Source organism: Streptomyces sp. STR69 (assembly GCF_024519455.1).
Classification (GTDB): Bacteria; Actinomycetota; Actinomycetes; order Streptomycetales; family Streptomycetaceae; genus Streptomyces.
Map to the genome: position 1 here is coordinate 262247 of NZ_JALJRY010000004.1, position 17303 is coordinate 279549.

Annotated in this window: 16 protein-coding genes and 2 tRNA genes; 10 read left to right on the top strand and 8 right to left on the bottom strand. The window is 71.5% G+C overall.

All coding sequences use genetic code 11. The features are described from left to right. Positions 1-5: 5 nt before the first annotated feature. From OC490_RS09610 to OC490_RS09620, 3 genes are all read right to left on the bottom strand, one after another. A tRNA-Asp gene (locus tag OC490_RS09610) sits at positions 6-77 on the bottom strand. 10 nt (positions 78-87) lie between these two features. Beyond that, a tRNA-Ala gene (locus OC490_RS09615) sits at positions 88-159 on the bottom strand. Positions 160-223: 64 nt separating this feature from the next. After that, positions 224-469: a WhiB family transcriptional regulator gene (locus OC490_RS09620; RefSeq protein WP_262057412.1), complete on the bottom strand. Its 246-nt coding sequence runs from the start codon at positions 467-469 to the stop codon at positions 224-226. Between the two features lie 287 nt (positions 470-756). Between OC490_RS09620 and OC490_RS09625 the strand changes: the two genes are divergently transcribed. Next, complete coding sequence (locus OC490_RS09625; protein ID WP_262057413.1) at positions 757-1548, top strand: VOC family protein; 792 nt, start codon at positions 757-759, stop codon at positions 1546-1548. Between the two features lie 26 nt (positions 1549-1574). Here the strand turns inward: OC490_RS09625 and OC490_RS09630 are convergent, their stop codons facing one another. The 3 genes from OC490_RS09630 to ligD form a co-directional block, all read right to left on the bottom strand. Then, complete coding sequence (locus tag OC490_RS09630; protein WP_262057414.1) at positions 1575-2621, bottom strand: LacI family DNA-binding transcriptional regulator; 1047 nt, start codon at positions 2619-2621, stop codon at positions 1575-1577. A gap of 89 nt (positions 2622-2710) precedes the next feature. Then, entirely contained in the window at positions 2711-3640 is a 930-nt protein-coding gene (locus tag OC490_RS09635) for an ornithine cyclodeaminase family protein (protein WP_262057415.1), read from the bottom strand. Positions 3641-3644: 4 nt separating this feature from the next. Further along, on the bottom strand, positions 3645-4685 hold the full coding sequence (gene ligD / locus OC490_RS09640; RefSeq protein WP_262057416.1) for a non-homologous end-joining DNA ligase: 1041 nt from the start codon (positions 4683-4685) through the stop codon (positions 3645-3647). A 75-nt stretch (positions 4686-4760) separates the two neighbouring features. Between ligD and OC490_RS09645 the strand changes: the two genes are divergently transcribed. Beyond that, positions 4761-5831: an ATP-dependent DNA ligase gene (locus OC490_RS09645; RefSeq protein ID WP_262057417.1), complete on the top strand. Its 1071-nt coding sequence runs from the start codon at positions 4761-4763 to the stop codon at positions 5829-5831. A 126-nt stretch (positions 5832-5957) separates the two neighbouring features. Next, on the top strand, positions 5958-6962 hold the full coding sequence (locus tag OC490_RS09650; RefSeq protein WP_262057418.1) for a DUF3048 domain-containing protein: 1005 nt from the start codon (positions 5958-5960) through the stop codon (positions 6960-6962). A gap of 19 nt (positions 6963-6981) precedes the next feature. Here the strand turns inward: OC490_RS09650 and OC490_RS09655 are convergent, their stop codons facing one another. Next, complete coding sequence (locus OC490_RS09655; RefSeq protein WP_262057419.1) at positions 6982-7446, bottom strand: MarR family winged helix-turn-helix transcriptional regulator; 465 nt, start codon at positions 7444-7446, stop codon at positions 6982-6984. A 234-nt stretch (positions 7447-7680) separates the two neighbouring features. Here OC490_RS09655 and OC490_RS09660 point away from each other — a divergent pair, with 234 nt between their 5' ends. Genes OC490_RS09660 through pcaD form a run of 7 tightly spaced genes read left to right on the top strand, consistent with a single transcriptional unit; the run spans position 7681 to position 14124 of the window. Next, entirely contained in the window at positions 7681-8442 is a 762-nt protein-coding gene (locus OC490_RS09660; RefSeq protein ID WP_262057420.1) for a CoA transferase subunit A, read from the top strand. After that, positions 8442-9086 (top strand): CoA transferase subunit B, encoded by a 645-nt coding sequence (locus tag OC490_RS09665; protein ID WP_262057421.1) that lies wholly within the window; start codon positions 8442-8444, stop codon positions 9084-9086. The genes OC490_RS09660 and OC490_RS09665 overlap by 1 nt, the downstream gene beginning before the upstream one ends. Further along, entirely contained in the window at positions 9083-10285 is a 1203-nt protein-coding gene (locus tag OC490_RS09670; protein WP_262057422.1) for a thiolase family protein, read from the top strand. Before OC490_RS09665 ends, OC490_RS09670 begins: the two co-directional genes overlap by 4 nt. 7 nt (positions 10286-10292) lie before the next feature. Further along, positions 10293-11066: a protocatechuate 3,4-dioxygenase subunit beta gene (pcaH, locus tag OC490_RS09675; RefSeq protein WP_262057423.1), complete on the top strand. Its 774-nt coding sequence runs from the start codon at positions 10293-10295 to the stop codon at positions 11064-11066. 6 nt (positions 11067-11072) lie between these two features. After that, positions 11073-11678 (top strand): protocatechuate 3,4-dioxygenase subunit alpha, encoded by a 606-nt coding sequence (pcaG, locus tag OC490_RS09680; RefSeq protein ID WP_262057424.1) that lies wholly within the window; start codon positions 11073-11075, stop codon positions 11676-11678. After that, on the top strand, positions 11675-13009 hold the full coding sequence (gene pcaB, locus OC490_RS09685; RefSeq protein ID WP_262057425.1) for a 3-carboxy-cis,cis-muconate cycloisomerase: 1335 nt from the start codon (positions 11675-11677) through the stop codon (positions 13007-13009). Before pcaG ends, pcaB begins: the two co-directional genes overlap by 4 nt. Further along, on the top strand, positions 13006-14124 hold the full coding sequence (gene pcaD / locus OC490_RS09690; protein WP_262057426.1) for a 3-oxoadipate enol-lactonase: 1119 nt from the start codon (positions 13006-13008) through the stop codon (positions 14122-14124). The genes pcaB and pcaD overlap by 4 nt, the downstream gene beginning before the upstream one ends. Positions 14125-14362: 238 nt before the next feature. Here pcaD and OC490_RS09695 read toward each other — a convergent pair whose 3' ends face one another. Continuing rightward, positions 14363-17047 carry an ATP-binding protein gene (locus OC490_RS09695; RefSeq protein WP_262057427.1) on the bottom strand — a complete coding sequence of 895 codons (2685 nt, stop codon included), beginning with the start codon at positions 17045-17047 and terminating at the stop codon, positions 14363-14365. Positions 17048-17303: the final 256 nt, after the last annotated feature.

Genomic DNA, 17303 nt, shown 5'->3' on the forward strand with positions numbered 1-17303 from the left:
GAAATGGGCCCCGGCCGGATTCGAACCGGCGTATCCACCCTGACAAGGTGGCGAGTCTGCCTCTGCTCTACAGGGCCCCCGAACGCAGCCCGGGGATCGGATTCGAACCGATGTGACCGTCTTGCCAAGACGCGCGCCTGCCTCTGCGCTACGCCCGGGTGCGCCTCCGGATCCTAACCGCACTCCCCCGAGCCGGCCGCATCGATAAACGCCCCGGTCCCGGTCAGTGCGAGGCGCGTCGGAGCTCCAGGCGTTCCTTCTCCGAGAGGCCTCCCCACACGCCGAAGCGCTCGTCGTTGTCGAGGGCGTACTCCAGGCAGGCGGAGCGGATCGGGCACATGCCGCAGATGCGCTTGGCCTCCCGGACGGAGCTGCCGGGCTCGGGGAAGAAGAAGTCCGCCCCGGTCTGCGCGCACAACGCCTCCTGCTGCCAGTCCAGGTCGGGCGAGGTGATCGTGTCGATGTGCATGAGCAGGAGCGTGCCGTGCGGTGAAAAACGTTCGATCAACGCGGGATCAACGCCGCGCTCCGGGGCCTCCGGCCACCCCGATGGTGGCGCCGCGCCCGCACCGGCGCACGGCGGCGCGCGGAACCCGATGAAAACACGGAGAACTTCGACGGTCACCGAGGGTAATGACGACCGTATCCCCAAGTCGAACCGGCACTCCGGCAGCGATTGTCAGTGGGCGGTGCAAGACTCGGCAGTGCAGAGAACGGACCCCCTCACCACGGGACCCTTCAATGAGGAGGGCAAAGATGCTCACCACCCGTTTCGTCAACGGCGCTCCCAACTGGCTGGACGTCGGCTCGCCCGACATCGACAGCGCCATCTCCTTCTACGGCGGTCTCTTCGGCTGGGAGTTCCAGTCGGCGGGACCCGAGGCCGGCGGCTACGGCTTCTTCCAGCTGGACGGCAAGACGGTCGCCGGCGGTATGCCACTGCCCCCGGAGCACGACTCGTCCGCCTGGACGGTGTACTTCCAGAGCCCTGACGCGGAGGCCACGGCCAAGGCGGTGGAGCAGGCGCACGGCGCGGTCCTGTTCCAGCCGATGGACGTGATGGGCGAGGGTCACATGGCGATCCTCAGGGACCCGGCGGGCGCCGCGTTCGGCGTCTGGCAGCCGGGCCGGACCAAGGGTGTCGATGTGGCGGGCGACCCGGGTTCGCTGACCTGGGTGGAGTTGTACACGCCGGACGTCGCGGCGGCTGCGGCGTTCTACCACGCCTCGTTCGGTCTGGAGACCTCGGCCGCCCCCATGCCGGGCGGTGACTACACCTGTCTCAACCCGGCGGGTGCCGGTGAGGACGCGATGTTCGGCGGTGTCGTCCCGCTCGACTTCGACGCCACCGGGGCGGCCCCGGGGGCGTACTGGCTGGCCTACTTCGAGGTCGCCGACGTGGACGCCACCGTGGCCAAGGCGCTGGAGACCGGTGGCAAGGTCGCCATGCCCGCCACCAGCATGGAGGGCGTCGGCCGCATGGCCCAGCTCACCGACCCGCACGGCGCCCGCTTCGCGATCATCAAGAGCGAGCCGCCGCAGGGCTGACGGAGCCCCGGCGCCTGGGGGCGGGCCTACGCGGAGGCGCGGTGGACCAGTGTGGTCGGCAGGATCACGCTGGACGGCGCGCCTCCGATGCCGTCCCTGACCCCGCGGCGGTCGAGGCCGCGCAGCAGCAGGCGTGCCATCAACCGGCCCATCTCCTCTATGTCCTGACGGACCGTCGTGAGCGGCGGCTCGGTCTGCTCGGCGACCGGAAGCATGTCGTCGAAGCCGATGACGGCCACGTCCTCGGGCACCCGCAGCCCCTCCTCGCGCAGCACCTTCAGGGCGCCGTAGGCGGTGAGGTCGTTGGCGGCGAACACGGCGTCCACGTCGGGGCAGCGGTCGAGGAGTTCCCGCATGGCGCGCTCGCCGCCGCCCGGCGTGAAGTCGCTCTCGACGATGAGCCGGGGGTCGACGTCGACCATGACGTCCCGGAACCCGTCGAGCCGGTCCACCGCGGACGTCTGGTCGAGTGCGCCGGTGATGTGCGCGATCCGGGTGCGGCCGAGCCCGACGAGATGGCGTACGGCCTCGCGGGCACCGCCCCGGTTGTCGCAGTCGACGTACACGGTGGGCCCGGACGCGCGGGTCCCCTCGCTCCAGCAGGGCCTGCCGCCGAACACCGTGGGGACACCGGCCCGCTGGATCAGTCCGGGCAGCGGGTCGTCGAGGTGGAGGGAGAAGACGAGCGCGCCGTCCACATGTCCGCCGGCGAGATAGCGGCCGACGCGGGCGTGATCGGCGCGGCCTTCCGTGAGGAGCAGCACGAGTTGGGAGTCGTGGGCGGTCAACTCCTTGCTGATGCCCCGGAGTTGCATGGCGAAGAAGGGGTCGGCGAAGACCCGGGTCTCCGGTTCGGCGATCACCACGGCGATGGCGTCGTGCCGCCTGGTCACCAGGCTGCGAGCGGCCTGGTTGGGGACGTAGCCGAGTTCGTCCACGGCCTGCCGGACCCGTTCGACGAGCGATTCCCGCACCCCGTCCCCGCCGTTGACCACGCGGGACACGGTGGCCCGCGACACCCCCGCCCGCGCGGCCACGGCCTCCAGCGTGGGGCGCGGTGCTGTCTCGGTCACTTCTGGACCCCTCCTCGATGCTGCGGATCAGGATAGCCGCGGCCGAACCCGACGGTGAGAGCGCTCCCAACTCGGCGGGATCCCCTGGGTCACCCCAGCAGATTCACCCGTCGCCCGACCCCGTCCTGCTCCGCCCGCCGGTACGCCAGCCAGGCGAGCGCCAGGTCCTGCCAGGGCAGGCCGACGGGGGCGTACACCGAGCGGGCAGTGGCGTCGGTGCGGCCCGGGTGGTCGCCGCGCAGTACGTCGCCGAGTGTGGTGTCGATGTCGTCCGGCGCCAACGCGCCCACTGAAGCGACCAGTTGGCGGTCGTCGACGACGACGAGCGCCGCGTCGAGCAGGTCCGCGGCGAGTTCCCGCTTGCCGGGTTCGTCGGCGCCGAGGCTGGTGAAGTGCTGGCCCGCACGGGTGTCCGCGAGGGACAGCAGCGGGGTGCGGGACCAGGTCGCGAGGAGCACGATGTCGGCGTCCGAGGCGATCTCCGTCGCCGAGCCCAGCACCCGGCCGCCGTGCCGTACGGCGAAGTCGGCCGCCCGCTCGAAGTCCGTGTCATGGACGAGGAGTTGACCGTACGGCCGCAGGACGCCCAGCCCCCGCACCATCAACTCGGCCTGCGCGCCCGACCCGATGACCCCCACCACCGCGCCCTCGGCCGGACCCGCCAGCGCATGGGTGCCCAGCGCCGCCGCCAGTCCCGTACGCCAGGCGGTCACCGTCGCCGAGTCCAGCAGGGCGAGCAACTCGCCGTCCACACCGCTGTACAGGCAGATGACACCCCGCAACGCGGGCCGCGCACCGGGGAACTTGGCATTGACCTTCACGGTGTAGGCCTCGATGCCGGGCAGCAGTCCGGGAATCAGGGCGGTGGCCGTACCGGGGAACGGCAGGTCGGTGCGCACCCGTTGGCCGGGGATCGCCGCCTCGGCCCCCACGGCGCGGAAGCCGTCGCGCAGTGCGGCGAGACAGGCCGAGGGTTCCAGGAGGTCACCGAGATCGCTTCGGGTCAGGAGGCGGGTCATGCGCTCATGATCCGTCAGAGGCGGCGTCGGGGTCGGGGTCCTTCTTCGCGCGGCTCGGCTGCACCCGCTTGGGCTCCCCCGGCATCTTCGGGTACTCCGGCGGGTACGGCAGATCGCCGAGCCCGTGGTCGTGTTCGTCGCGCCTGGCCAGTTCGAGGAGGGCGTCGAGGGAGTAGCGGTGGTCGTCCATGTCGGCGTGCACGTCGCCGAGTTCGGCGAAACGGGCCGGCATGGTCGCCAGGTCGAAGTCGCGGGGGTGCGCGGCGTCGACCTCGTCCCAGCGCAGGGGTGCCGAGACGGGGGCGTACGGACGGGGCCGTACGGAGTAGGCGGAGGCGATGGTGCGGTCGCGGGCGGTCTGGTTGTAGTCGACGAAGATGCGCTCGCCGCGCTCCTCCTTCCACCACTTGATCGTCACCTGCTCGGGCATCCGGCGTTCCAGTTCGCGGCCGACGGCGATGGCGGCGCGGCGGACCTGGGTGAAGGTCCAGTGGGGTTCGATGGGGACGAAGACATGCAGGCCGCGTCCGCCGGAGGTCTTGGGGAAGCCCTTGAGGCCGCCGAACTCGTCGAGTACGGCGCGGAGTTCGTGGGCGGCGCGGACGGCGTCGTCGTAGTCGGTGCCGGGCTGCGGGTCGAGGTCGATGCGGAGTTCGTCGGGGCTGTCGGCGTCGTCGCGGCGCACGGGCCAGGGGTGGAAGGTGAGCGTGCCGTACTGGGCGGCCCACAGGACGGCGGCCTCCTCGGTCGGGCACATCTCGTCGGCGCTGCGTCCGCTGGGGAAGGTGATGTGGGCGGTCGGGATCCAGTCGGGCATGTTCTTGGGCGCCCGTTTCTGGAAGAAGTTCTCGCCCTCGACCCCGTCCGGGTAGCGCTCCAGGGTGGTGGGGCGGTTGCGCAGGGCGCGCAGGATTCCCGGGCCGACCGCGATGTAGTAGCGGGCGAGGTCCAGCTTGGTGAAGCCGCGCTCCGGGAAGAAGATCTTGCCGGGACTGGACAGCCGTACCGTCCGGCCGCCCGCCTCCAGTTCCACCGCTTCGCCCATGCGAGCCACGCTAGGCCCGCCGCCCAGAAATCGCATACCGGGCGACAAGCGGCGCACGAGCGCAGAATCGGAATCATGGATCTGCCGGTGATGCCACCCGTGAAACCGATGCTCGCCAAGTCGGTGGCGAGGATTCCGCCGGGCATGCACTACGAGGCGAAGTGGGACGGCTTCCGGGCGATCGTGTTCCGCGACGGCGCCGAGGTCGAGCTGGGGAGCCGTACCGGAAAGCCGTTGACCAGGTACTTTCCCGAGCTGGTCGAGGCGTTGAAGGCGCGGGTCCCGGAGCGCTGTGTGCTGGACGGCGAGATCGTGATCGCGCGGGAGGGGCGGCTCGACTTCGACGCGCTGACCGAGCGCATCCACCCGGCCGAGTCACGGGTGCGGACGCTGGCCCAGCGGACCCCGGCCTCCTTCGTCGCCTTCGACCTGCTGGCCCTGGCCGACGAGTCGCTGCTCGACGTACCGCTCGGCGACCGGCGTGCGCTGCTCGCGCGGGCGCTGTCGGGCGCGACCGCGCCCGTGCATCTGGCGCCCGCGACCACCGACATCGAGGTGGCGCGGCGGTGGTTCGAGCAGTACGAGGGGGCCGGGCTCGACGGTGTCGTGGCGAAGCCGCTGGATCTGCGCTACCGCCAGGACGAGCGTGCCATGTTCAAGATCAAGCACGAGCGGACGGCGGACGTGGTGGTCGCCGGGTACCGCCTGCACAAGAGCGGGCCCGTGGTGGGTTCGCTCCTGCTCGGTCTCCACGACGATCACGGCACCCTCCAACACGTGGGTGTGTCGGCCGCCTTCACGATGAAGCGGCGCGCCGAGCTGATCGATGAGCTGGAGCCGCTGCGCATGGACGACCCCGCGGGGCATCCGTGGGCGGCCTGGGCGGAGGAGGCTGCCCATGAGAGCGCCCGGCTGCCCGGGGCGCCGAGCCGCTGGTCGGGCAAGAAGGACCTCTCCTGGCTGCCGCTGCGGCCGGAGCGGGTGGCCGAGGTGGCGTACGACCACATGGAGAACGGCGCGCGCTTCCGGCACACGGCGCGTTTCCGCCGCTGGCGCCCGGACCGGACGCCCGAGAGCTGCACCTACGCGCAGCTGGAGGAGCCGGTCCGCTACGACCTTGCGGAGATCCTCGGCCCGCCGGACTGACTTCCTCCGGATCTTCCGGTGGGCCGATCGGCCCATTCGACGCGCACAAACACAACCGAGCGGGTATGGCCAGCAATGAACTTATAAGAGCACAATCGAAAACACGGACTGGTGGCAACGGTGGGCATGGGACAAAAGGCGCCCCGGCGTCGCGGCGCGAGAAGAGCGGCGCTGCTGGCCGCCACGATGGCGGCCTCCCTCGCGGTGGGCTGCACGGCGAAGCACGGCGGCACCGCCGACGACGGACGCGGACGGAGCCAGTCCCCCGCACAGAGCCCGACCCAGAGCCCGAGCGCGGGCGGCACGGTCGCCCCTGCCGCCGATCCGGTGCTCGCGGTGAAGATCGACAACGTGCCCGCGGCCCGCCCGCAGACGGGCCTGGACTCGGCGGACATCGTCTACGCCGAGCAGGTCGAGGGCGGGCTGAGCCGGCTGATGGCGGTCTTCGCCACCAAGCTGCCCAAGTCCGTCGGGCCGGTGCGCAGCGCCCGCGTGTCCGATCTGGAGCTGCTGCGCCAGTTCGACGACCCGACGCTCGCCTTCTCCGGGGCCCAGCACAAGCTGCTGCCACTGATCGACAAGGCACCGCTGCGCTCCGCGTCGCCCGACGAGGTGGCGAACGCCTACTACCGGGGCGTCGACAAGTCCGCCCCGCACAACCTCTATCTGCGCCCGAACAAACTGCTCTCCGCCGCCCCTGGCGCGGCGGCCCTGACGACCGGTTTCCACTACGGCGCGGCCCCCGCGGGCGGCAAGGCCACCGCCTCCCGCACGGTGCGCTATCCGGCGGCCCGCTTCACCTTCACCTGGTCCGGGTCCCAGCACCGCTGGCTGGTCACCGAGGACGGCACGCCCACCGTGACGACGGCAGGCAAGCGGCTGGCTCCGGCGACGGTCGTGATCCAGTACGTGCAGATCCGCAAGTCCGTGTACCACGACGTCCTCGGCAACAACACGCCGTACACCGTGACCGTCGGCTCCGGGAAGGCGGACGTGCTGCGGGACGGCCGTACCTACAGCGTCGACTGGAAGCGGCCGAAGGCTACGGACGGAACGGAGTTCACCACCTCCGACGGCACGCCCGTGAACTTCGCCGAGGGCCAGGTCTGGGTGGTGTTCGCGAAAGCCTGACGGCGGCGACGCCCGAGGGTCAGCGGTGGGCGGCGAGGGGCTCCGCGGGGTTGCGGAGCCCCTCGGCCGCGTCCGAGACCCGTTGGATGAGGTCGAGGAAGACGCCCTGTTCCTCGGCGGAGAGGGGGGCCAGGAAGACCTGGTTCATGCGGGCCGTGCGGACGGCGAGCTTGCGGTGGACCCGCCGGCCGTCGTCGGTGAGACAGAGCAGGAAACGGCGGCCGTCGCGCGCGTCACGTACCTTGTCGAGGAGACCGCGGCTGCTCAGCCGGCTGATCACCTCGGCGACGGTCGAGCGGTCCAGGCCCACCCGCTCGCCCACCGTGCGCTGGTCGAGCCCCGGCTCGGCGACGAGCGCGTTGAGCACCGCGAACTGCGGCGAGGTGATCTCCTCGGAGACCATCGTGTTCCACAACAGGTAGTGCGCCTGCTGGAGTCGCCGGGCGAGGTGCCCGGGGTGGATGGTGAGGTCCACCGCGCCCATGTGCCCTCCCGAAGTCATATTCGTCCGTGCACTGAACGATACCCGGGGACCCCGGAGCCGAGTCCAGGCCCGCGCACGGGACCGACCTGCGGCTTCTCCCAGGCCTTGACGCGGTGGCCCCGCAGTGGCAGCGTGAAAGAAACTTCACCGAAATGCTCAGTGCCCTGACGAACTGCGGCGATCTGCACCGCATGGACTGCTGACCGGGCGCTCGGACGGGACGGAGCTTCACGGATGGACAAGGTGGTCGCCACAGCCCTGGAGGCAGTGGCCGATGTGCCGGACGGAGCGACCCTGGCCGTCGGCGGCTTCGGGCTGAGCGGTGTACCGAACGTGCTGATCCAGGCGCTGTACGAGCGCGGGGTCGGCTCGCTGGGCGTGGTGTCCAACAACTGCGGGGCGCTGGAGTCCGGCCTCGCCGTACTGCTGGCCGCAGGCCGGATCGCCCGGGTGACCGGCTCCTACATCGGCGCCAACAAGGAGTTCGCCCGCCAGTACCTGGCCGGGGAACTGGAGGTCGAGCTGATCCCCCAGGGCACCCTCGCGGAGCGGCTGCGCGCGGGCGGGGCGGGCATCCCCGCCTTCTACACCCCGGCGGGTGTCGGCACCCAGGTAGCCGAGGGCGGACTGCCCTGGCGCTACGACGGCTCCGGCGGGGTCTCGCTCGCCTCGCCGCCGAAGGAGGTGCGGGACTTCGACGGCACCGAGTACGTGCTGGAGCGCGGCATCCGCACCGACTTCGCCCTGGTGCGGGCCGCGAAGGGCGACCGGCACGGGAACCTGGTCTTCAACAAGTCGACCCGCAACTTCAACCCCCTCGCCGCCATGGCGGGCAGGGTGACGATCGCCGAGGTCGAGGAGCTGGTGGAGCCCGGCGAGATCGACCCGGACGCGGTGCACCTGCCGGGGATCTTCGTGCAGCGGGTGGTGTCCCTCACCCCCGAACAGGCCTCCGACAAGCGGATCGAGCAGCGGACAGTGACGGTGAGCGGCTGATGGCCTGGACACGGGAACAGATGGCGGCCCGCGCGGCCCGCGAACTCGCAGACGGGCAGTACGTCAATCTCGGCATCGGCCTGCCGACCCTGATCCCCAACTACCTCCCGCCGGGCGTCGAGGTGATCCTCGAATCCGAGAACGGCATCCTGGGCACCGGCCCCTATCCGACCGAGGAGCAGGTCGACCCGGATCTGATCAACGCCGGCAAGGAGACCGTGACGGTCCTGCCGGGCGCCTCCTTCTTCGACTCCGCGCTCTCCTTCGGGATGATCCGGGGCGGTCACATAGACGTCGCCGTGCTGGGCGCGATGCAGGTCTCGGCCGGCGGCGATCTCGCGAACTGGGCGATCCCCGGCAAGCTGGTCACCGGGATCGGCGGGGCGATGGACCTCGTGCACGGCGCCCGCACGGTCATCGTCGTGATGACCCACGTGGCCAAGGACGGCTCCCCGAAGATCCTCAAGGAGTGCGCGCTGCCGCTCACCGGGAAGGCGTGCGTGAACCGGGTCATCACCGATCTCGGCGTGATCGACGTGACGCCCGAGGGGCTGGTACTGACCGAGACCGCGCCCGGTGTGACCGTCGAGGAGATCGTCGCCAGGACCGACGCCGAACTCACCATCACGGAGGGACTGTTGTGAACACGGTCTACATCGTCGACGCCGTCCGCACCCCGTTCGGCAGGTACAGCGGAGGTCTCGCCTCGGTCCGCCCCGACGACCTGGCCGCCCACGCCATCCGCGAACTCCTCGCCCGCACCCCGGACTTGGACCCGGCCCGCATCGAGGACGTGTACTTCGGCAACGCCAACGGCGCCGGCGAGGAGAACCGCGACGTGGCCCGCATGGCCACTCTCCTCGCGGGTCTGCCCACCTCCGTGCCGGGCGTGACCGTCAACCGGCTGTGCGCCTCCGGCCTGGAGGCGGTCATCCAGGCGGCCCGTGCGATCGCGGTCGGGGACGCCTCCATCGCCGTGGCGGGCGGGGTGGAGTCGATGACCCGGGCACCGTACGTCCTGCCCAAGTCGGACCGTCCCTTCCCGGCCGGGCACACCGAGTTGTACTCGACCACGCTCGGCTGGCGCATGGTCAACCCGGCCATGAACCCGCAGTGGACCATCCCGCTCGGCGAGAGCGCGGAGTTGATCGCCGACAAGCACAAGATCAGCCGCGAGCAGCAGGACGAGTTCGCGCTCGCCAGCCACAAGAAGGCGGCCGACGCACAGGCCGCGGGGCTCTTCGACGGCGAGATCGCACCCGTCCCGGTTCCGCAGCGCAAGGGCGACCCGGTCGCCTTCGCCGCCGACGAATGCGTACGGGCGGATGCCTCCCTGGCGGCGATGGCCAGGCTCAAGCCGTCGTTCCGCGCGGAGAACGGGACGGTCACGGCCGGCAACGCCTCGCCGCTCAACGACGGTGCCGCCGCCCTGCTGCTGGTCGACGAGGAAGGCCTCAGGGCCACCGGCCGTCAGCCCCTCGCCCGGGTCTCGGCGACCGGTGTGCACGCGCTCGACCCGGACTACTTCGGACTCGCCCCCGTCGAGGCCGTGAACCGCGCACTCGCCAAGGCGGGCAAGGGATTTGACGATCTGTCAGTCCTCGAACTCAACGAGGCCTTCGCCGCCCAGGTCCTCGGATGTGTCGCCGAATGGCCCGAGTTCGACCCGGCGATCCTCAACCCGCAGGGTGGCGCCATCGCCCTCGGTCACCCTCTCGGCGCCTCCGGTGCCCGGCTCGCCGGCACCGTCGCCCACCAACTCGCCCGCAAGGGTTCGGGAGTCGGTGTCGCCACCCTCTGCATCGGCGTGGGCCAGGGCCTCGCCCTCGTCCTCGAACGGTAGGAACCCCATGACGCTCACCCAGCACGACATCGACCTCGAAATAGCGGCCGAGCACGCGACGTACGAGAAGCGGATCGCGGACGGCGCCCCGGTCGAGCACCACCCGCGCCGCGACTACGCCCCGTACCGCTCCTCGCTCCTGCGACACCCGAAACAGCCGCCGGTCACCATCGACGTGTCGAAGGACCCGGAGCTGGTGGAGCTGGCCTCCCCCGCCTTCGGCGAGCGGGACATCACCGAGATCGACAACGACCTGACGCGGCAGCACAACGGGGAGCCGATCGGTGAGCGGATCACCGTCTCGGGGCGGCTGCTGGACCGCGACGGGCGGCCTGTCCGCGGCCAGTTGGTGGAGATCTGGCAAGCCAACTCGGCCGGCCGATACGCGCACCAGCGCGAGCAGCACGACGCCCCGCTGGACCCCAACTTCACCGGCGTCGGGCGCACGTTGACCGACGACGAGGGCACCTACCGCTTCACCACGATCCAGCCGGGCCCCTACCCCTGGCGCAACCACGTCAACGCCTGGCGTCCGGCGCACATCCACTTCTCGATGTTCGGCACGGCGTTCACCCAACGGCTCGTGACGCAGATGTACTTCCCGAGCGATCCGCTGTTCCCCTACGACCCGATCATCCAGTCGGTGACGGACGACGCGGCCCGGCAGCGCCTCGTCGCGACCTACGACCACAGCCTGTCCGTGCCCGAGTTCTCGATGGGCTACCACTGGGACATCGTGCTCGACGGCCCGCACGCCACCTGGATCGAAGAAGGACGCTGACCCGCCATGACGAAGATCGACACGAGCCGCCCGGAGTCCGTGCTGCCGACCCCGTCGCACACGGTCGGCCCCTTCTACGGCTATGCGCTCCCGTTCCCCGGCGGCGGCGACATCGCACCGGTCGGGCACCCGGACACGATCACCGTCCAGGGGTACGTCCACGACGGCGAGGGCAGGCCGCTGCCGGACGCCTTCGTGGAGCTGTGGGGGCCCGACCCCGACGGCAACCTGTCCACGACCGACGGCTCGATCCGGCGCGACCCGGCGAGCGGCGGCTATCTCGGCCGCAACGGCGTGGAGTTCACCGGCTGGGGCCGCATCCAGACCGACGCCAACGGCCACTGGTACGCGCGGACACTGCGGCCCGGCGCCCGCGGCCTCAGCGCCCCGTACCTGAGCGCGTGCGTCTTCGCGCGCGGGCTGCTGGTGCACCTCTTCACCCGGATCTACCTCCCGGGCGACGAGGCCGCGCTCGCCGCGGACCCGCTGCTGTCCGGGCTGGACCCGGCGCGGCGCGACACGCTGATCGCCCAGGACGACGGCAGGGGCACCTACCGTTTCGACATCCGCCTTCAAGGCGAAGGCGAGACGGTCTTCCTGGAGTTCCAGTGACTTTTGCCGACCCGTCGGACACCGGCCTGCTCGCCCCCGGGTGGGCCGGCTCCCCCGCCGCGTCCGCGACCAGCGACACCGCATATCTACGGGCACTGCTCCACGCGGAGGCCGCGCTCACCCGCGCCCAGGCCGCGCTCGGGCTCGCGCCCGCCGAGGCGGCGACGGCGGTGACCGCTGCGGCCGACGCGGACCGCTTCGACGTACGGTCCCTCGCGAAGCGCGCCCGCGGCGGCGGGAACCCGGTGATCCCGCTGGTCGCCGATCTGACGAAGGCGGTCGGCGAGGAGTACGGTCCCTACGTCCACCGGGGCGCGACCAGCCAGGACATCATGGACACCGCGACGATGCTGGTCGCCGCCCGCACCCTGGACCTCGTCCTCGGGGACCTCACGCGCACGGAACAGGCACTCGCCCGACTGGCCGCCGACCACCGTGACACCGCGATGCCGGGCCGGACACTCACCCAGCACGCCGTACCGACGACCTTCGGGCTGAAGGCGGCCGGATGGCGGTCGCTGGTGCTCGACGCGCGGGACCGGGTGCGGGTGGTGCGGGACGGGCTGCCCGTCCAACTCGGCGGCGCGGCAGGCACGTTGGCGGCCTTCATCGCGTACGGCGCCGAGGACCCGCTCGCGCTGCCGGACGCGTACGCCCGTGAACTCGGCCTGACGGCACCGCTGTTGCCCTGGCATACGCTGCGCACACCGATCGCCGATCTCGCCGGGTGCCTGGCCTTCACGGCGGGCGCGCTGGGCAAGCTCGCCGCCGATGTGCTCGTCCTGGGCCGTACCGAGATCGCCGAGGTCTCGGAGAGCAACGGCGGAGGTTCGTCGGCCATGCCGCACAAGGCGAATCCCGTACGGTCCACCCTGATCGCCGCCGCCGCGCGCAGGACGCCGCAGCTCGCGGCCGTCCTCTACGGCTCGCTGGTCGCCGAGGACGAGCGGCCGGCCGGGGCCTGGCACGCCGAGTGGGAACCGCTCAGGGAACTGCTGCGGCTGGTCGGAGGCGCGGCGCACGATGCCGCCGAACTGGCCGAGGGGCTGCGGGTGCACCCGGACGTGATGCGTGAACACCTCGGTCTCACCCATGGGTTGATCGTCTCCGAGCGGCTGTCCGCCGAACTGGCGCCGCTGCTCGGCCGGGCCCGGGCGAAGGAGCTGCTCACCGAGGCCGCGCGGCGGACGTACGCGGAGGACCGTCCGCTGTCCGAACTGCTCGCCGGGGAACCCGAGTTGAAGGATCTCGACCTCTCCGCACCCACCGACCCCGCCCGCTACACGGGTTCCGCCGGAGCCCTCACCGACCGTGCGCTGGAGCGACGTTGACCGAGAAGCTGCTCAACTTCCGTGCCGAGGGGCCCGCTTCCGCTCCCCCGCTGCTGCTGGGCCCCTCGCTGGGCACGTCGTACGCCCTGTGGGACGAGGTCGCGCCCGAACTGTCCATCACCCACCGGGTGATCCGCTGGGACCTGCCGGGACACGCGGGTTCGGCACCCGGTCTGATCGGTCCCGGGGCGACCGTCGGTGACCTCGCCGATCTGGTGCTCGCGCTCGCCGACTCCCTGGGGATCGGGCAATTCGCCTACGCGGGCGTGTCGTTGGGCGGTGCGGTCGGCCTGCACCTGGCCGTGCATCACCCGGAGCGCGTGTCGTCGCTCGCCGTCATCTGCTCCTCCGCGCACTTCAACGGGGCGAAGCCGTGGGAGGAACGGGCCGCGCGCGTACGGAGCGAGGGGCTGGGCTGGCTGGCCGAGAACGCGAACTCCCGTTGGTTCACGCCCGGGTTCACCGTGCCGGAGCTGGTGGCCGACCAGCGGGCCGCCGACCCGGCCGCGTATGCCGCGTGCTGTGACGCGCTGGCCGCGTTCGACCTGCGGTCGCGGCTCTCCGAGATCGGCGCGCGCACGCTGGTGATCGCCGGGCGCGAGGACCCGGCGACCCCGCCCGCGCATCTGCGGGAGATCGCCGACGCGGTGGCCGGCGCGGCCCTGGTCGAGATCCCGGGGGCCTCGCATCTGGCGCCCGCGCAGTGCCCGGGGGCCGTCCTCACGGCGCTGCGCGCGCATCTGGACGGGGGTGCGAGGCGCGGGATGGCGGTACGGCGTGAGGTCCTCGGCGACGAGCACGTGGACCGGGCTCAGGCCCGGCAGACCCCCTTTACCGCGCGCTACCAGGACTTCATCTCCCGGTACGCGTGGGGGGAGATCTGGACCGACCCCACGTTGTCGCGGCGCGAGCGGAGCATGGTCACGCTGACGGCGTTGATTGCTCACGGGCATTACGACGAACTGGCGATGCATGTGCGGGCGGCTCGGCGTAATGGGCTCACGGCGGAGGAGATCGGCGCGGTGCTGTTGCAGAGTGCGGTGTATTGCGGGGTGCCTGCGGCGAACTCGGCGTTCGCCGTGGCTCAGCGGGTGTTGGGGGAAGAGGGCGACTAAGGGGGTGGGGGTGGCGTTGTCAGTCGGCTGCGGCTGCGGCTGCGTCGTGGCTGGTCGCGCAGTTCCCCGCGCTCCTTAAAAGCACAGGCCAGCCCCGCGCTCCTTAAAAGCACACGCCTGCCTATGTCTTTAGGTGCACGAGGACTGCGCGCACCTCAAAGCACACGCCGGCCCATGTCTTTTAGGGGCGCGGGGAACTGCGCGACCAGCCCCCACCGGCCCGCGGCCTAACAACGACTCACCGCAACCCCCTCCCCGTCTCCAACACCTCCCGCGCCTGCGCCACCAAGCCGTCTGCCCCGCACGAACGCGCCAGCGTCAGACCCCTGTTGATCTCAGCCACGGACCGCGCAGCGATCCCGTACTCCACCCGCGCCGCCGCATGCTCGTACTGGCAGGGCGAAGACTCCAGGTACGCAACAGCCTGCGCAGCAAGCCGTACCGCGCGCTGACCCGTTTCCAGCGCGGCAGCGCACCGCAGGGCCTCGCCGATGGCGGTGTCCGTGCCGAAGCGTTCGGCCCGGCGGCGGGCGTCGGAGGCGAGCTGGGCGGCGCGGGTCGGGTCCTCGACGGCGAGGGCCCGGGCGAGGTCGATGGCCCACGGGACCAGTACCGGGTTGTGGTGGCTGCGCACGCTCGCCGCCTTCGCGGCCTGCTCCAGTTCGTTGATGCCGTCCTTGGTCCGGCCGACGGCGATCAGCAGCCGGCCGCGCACACAGCGGGGGTCGGGCAGCACGATGGTGGACGGGTAGGGCGGTGTGAAGCCGTACTGTTCGGCGATCGCCCAGGCCTGCTCGACATGGCCGCGGGCGAGCAGCGTGTCGACCAGGTTGCAGGTCGCCGACCAGTACAGGGGCAGTCCGCGGCCGACCCGCTCGGCCAGCCGCAGGGACTCGCGCAGCGAGATCTCCGCCTCCCGGAGCCGGCCGCGCCTGCGGAGGCCGAGGCCGAGATAGGCGTGCGCCAGGGAGAGGTGGCCGCCGCTCCAGCCCGCCGTCTCGTAGGCGCGCAGCGCTTCGTTGTAAAGGCTCTCCGCGCGGTCCAGGCGGTCCGTGTAGGCGTACGCGCTGGCCAGCATCATGAGGATCTCCAGGCCCCACTCGGTGTCGGTCCAGCCGAGTCCGGGGGCGAGCCGTCCGTTGACGAGGGCTCGGTCGCAGACCTCGACGACCTCCTCGGCGTTCTCACCGTGGGTCATGGCGTCGAAGCCGCGCAGGATCAGCAGGGCCCGCTCGGAGTTGTCCCGGCCGGTGCAGGTCGCGGCGAGTTCGGCGAGCCGCTCGGAGCGTCCCGGGGAGGTGCCCTCGCCCGCGTGGATGCCCTCCCACATGTACTGCACGGCCTTCAACCGCATCCTGGCGGCGCCCGGTTCGTGCCGGGCGGCCTCCGCCTCGACGGTGCGGACGGCCTCCTCCAGCTGGTCGTTGTGGGTCAGTGCCTGGGACAGTCGGAAGACGGCGTCCACGCGCGCGTGGCCGTCGAGGCCCGGCATGGCCAGGGCGCTCTGGATGTGGCCGATGGTGACGGCGGGTGCGGTGAGCAGGGTGGCGCAGCCCAGTTCGTAGAGCACGCTCGCGTGGGTCTCGGCGAGCGGCGGCTCCACCAGGGCGCGCTCCAGACAGCGGCGGGCGGCGTCGGGGGCGCCGATGGAGAGGTGTTCCCTGGCGGCCTCGCGCAGCTGCTCGACGAGTTCCTGGTCCTCCTCCGGGTGCACTTGGAGGAGGTGCCGTGAGGCGGCGGCGGCGCCGCGGCCGGAGTCGGTGACGACCTGGGCGGCGATGCCGTGCATGGCCGTACGCCATCCGCCCGGGATGGAGTCGTAGACGGCGCTGGCGATCAGCGGGTGGACGAACTCCAGCTCGCCGGCGTCGGCCTGGGAGACGGCGGGGTCGGGGGCGGTGAGGATACGGGCGTCGCGCAGCAGTTCGGCGCAGCGGTCCGCCTCGTCGCCGCTGATGGTGGCGAGCCGAGCGACCAGCTTCGCGGAGATGCCGGTGCCGAGGATGGCGGCGGCCCAGGCGAAGCGGGTGGCCTCGGTGCCGAGGCCGTCCAGGCGGGCGACGAGTCCGTCGCCGCGTGAGGAGGCGTTCAGGGCGCGCAGTTCGGCGGCCGAGGCCTCGACCGGCTGGAGTTGGCTGTCCTGCACCTTGGCGAGGAGTTCGACGGTCTCGTACGGGTTGCCGCCGGTGACCGCCCACACCTCGCGGCAGAACGGGTCGTCGGCGTGCGGGCCGACGGTGGCGCGGGTGAGGCCGGCGGTCGCCTCCGGGGTCAGGACGCTCAGGTGGGTGATGGGGTGGCCGGTGAGGTCGGCGATCGCGTCCAGATAACGGCCGCGCTCGCCGGTGACCTCGCCGGGCCTGCGGGCGACCACGACGAGGACGGACAGGTCGTCGAGGCGCTCGGCGAACGCGGAGAGCCAGCGCAGGGTCTCCTGGTCGGCCCAGTGGGCGTCGTCGATCAGCAGGACGAGGGGCCACTCGCGTTTGGCGAGTCTGCGCACGGCGGCGACCAGGCCGTCGCACACGCCCTGCGGGTCGGCCCGTCGCTCGCCGGGTTCGGCGATACCGAGGGCGGGTCCCGCGATGTCGTACCAGTCGCCGAGGTACTCGCGTGCCTCCTCGGGCATCAGCGAGAGCAGGGCGGGCTGCAGCAGTTGCCGTACGACGTTGAAGGGGACGGACTTGAGGGTCTCGCCGCCGCGGGCCTGCCAGACCACGCAGTTGCGCTCCTCGGCGATGCGGCGGATCTCCGCCAGGAGCGCGGTCTTGCCGAATCCCGCCTCGCCCCGGACGACCAGCAGACTGCCCGAGGACGACTGGTCCACGCACAGGGCGTCGATCGCCTCCACGACACCGGCGATCTCTTCGTCGCGCTCCCACAGGGAGGCCGAGGTGGCCTCCGGAGGCCGGTCCTCCGTCATCCCGATTCCTCCACGAATAGGCCGAACGACGTACAGGCCTCGAGCGTAGCCGTCCGGCTGTCGGAGCGGAGGCGGGTCCGGGCAGCTGTTGCCGTATCGGGTGACGGCGGGGCTCTTGGGCATGACGAACAGTCAGAAGGCATCCAAATGAAGCCACTTTCGATCAATCGCGTAACACCATGAACAGGCCCGTCCCGCGCCGATCCAGTCTGTGAATCAGCTCAAATTCGTTGTGCCGGTGGCGGGTTGCGTGATC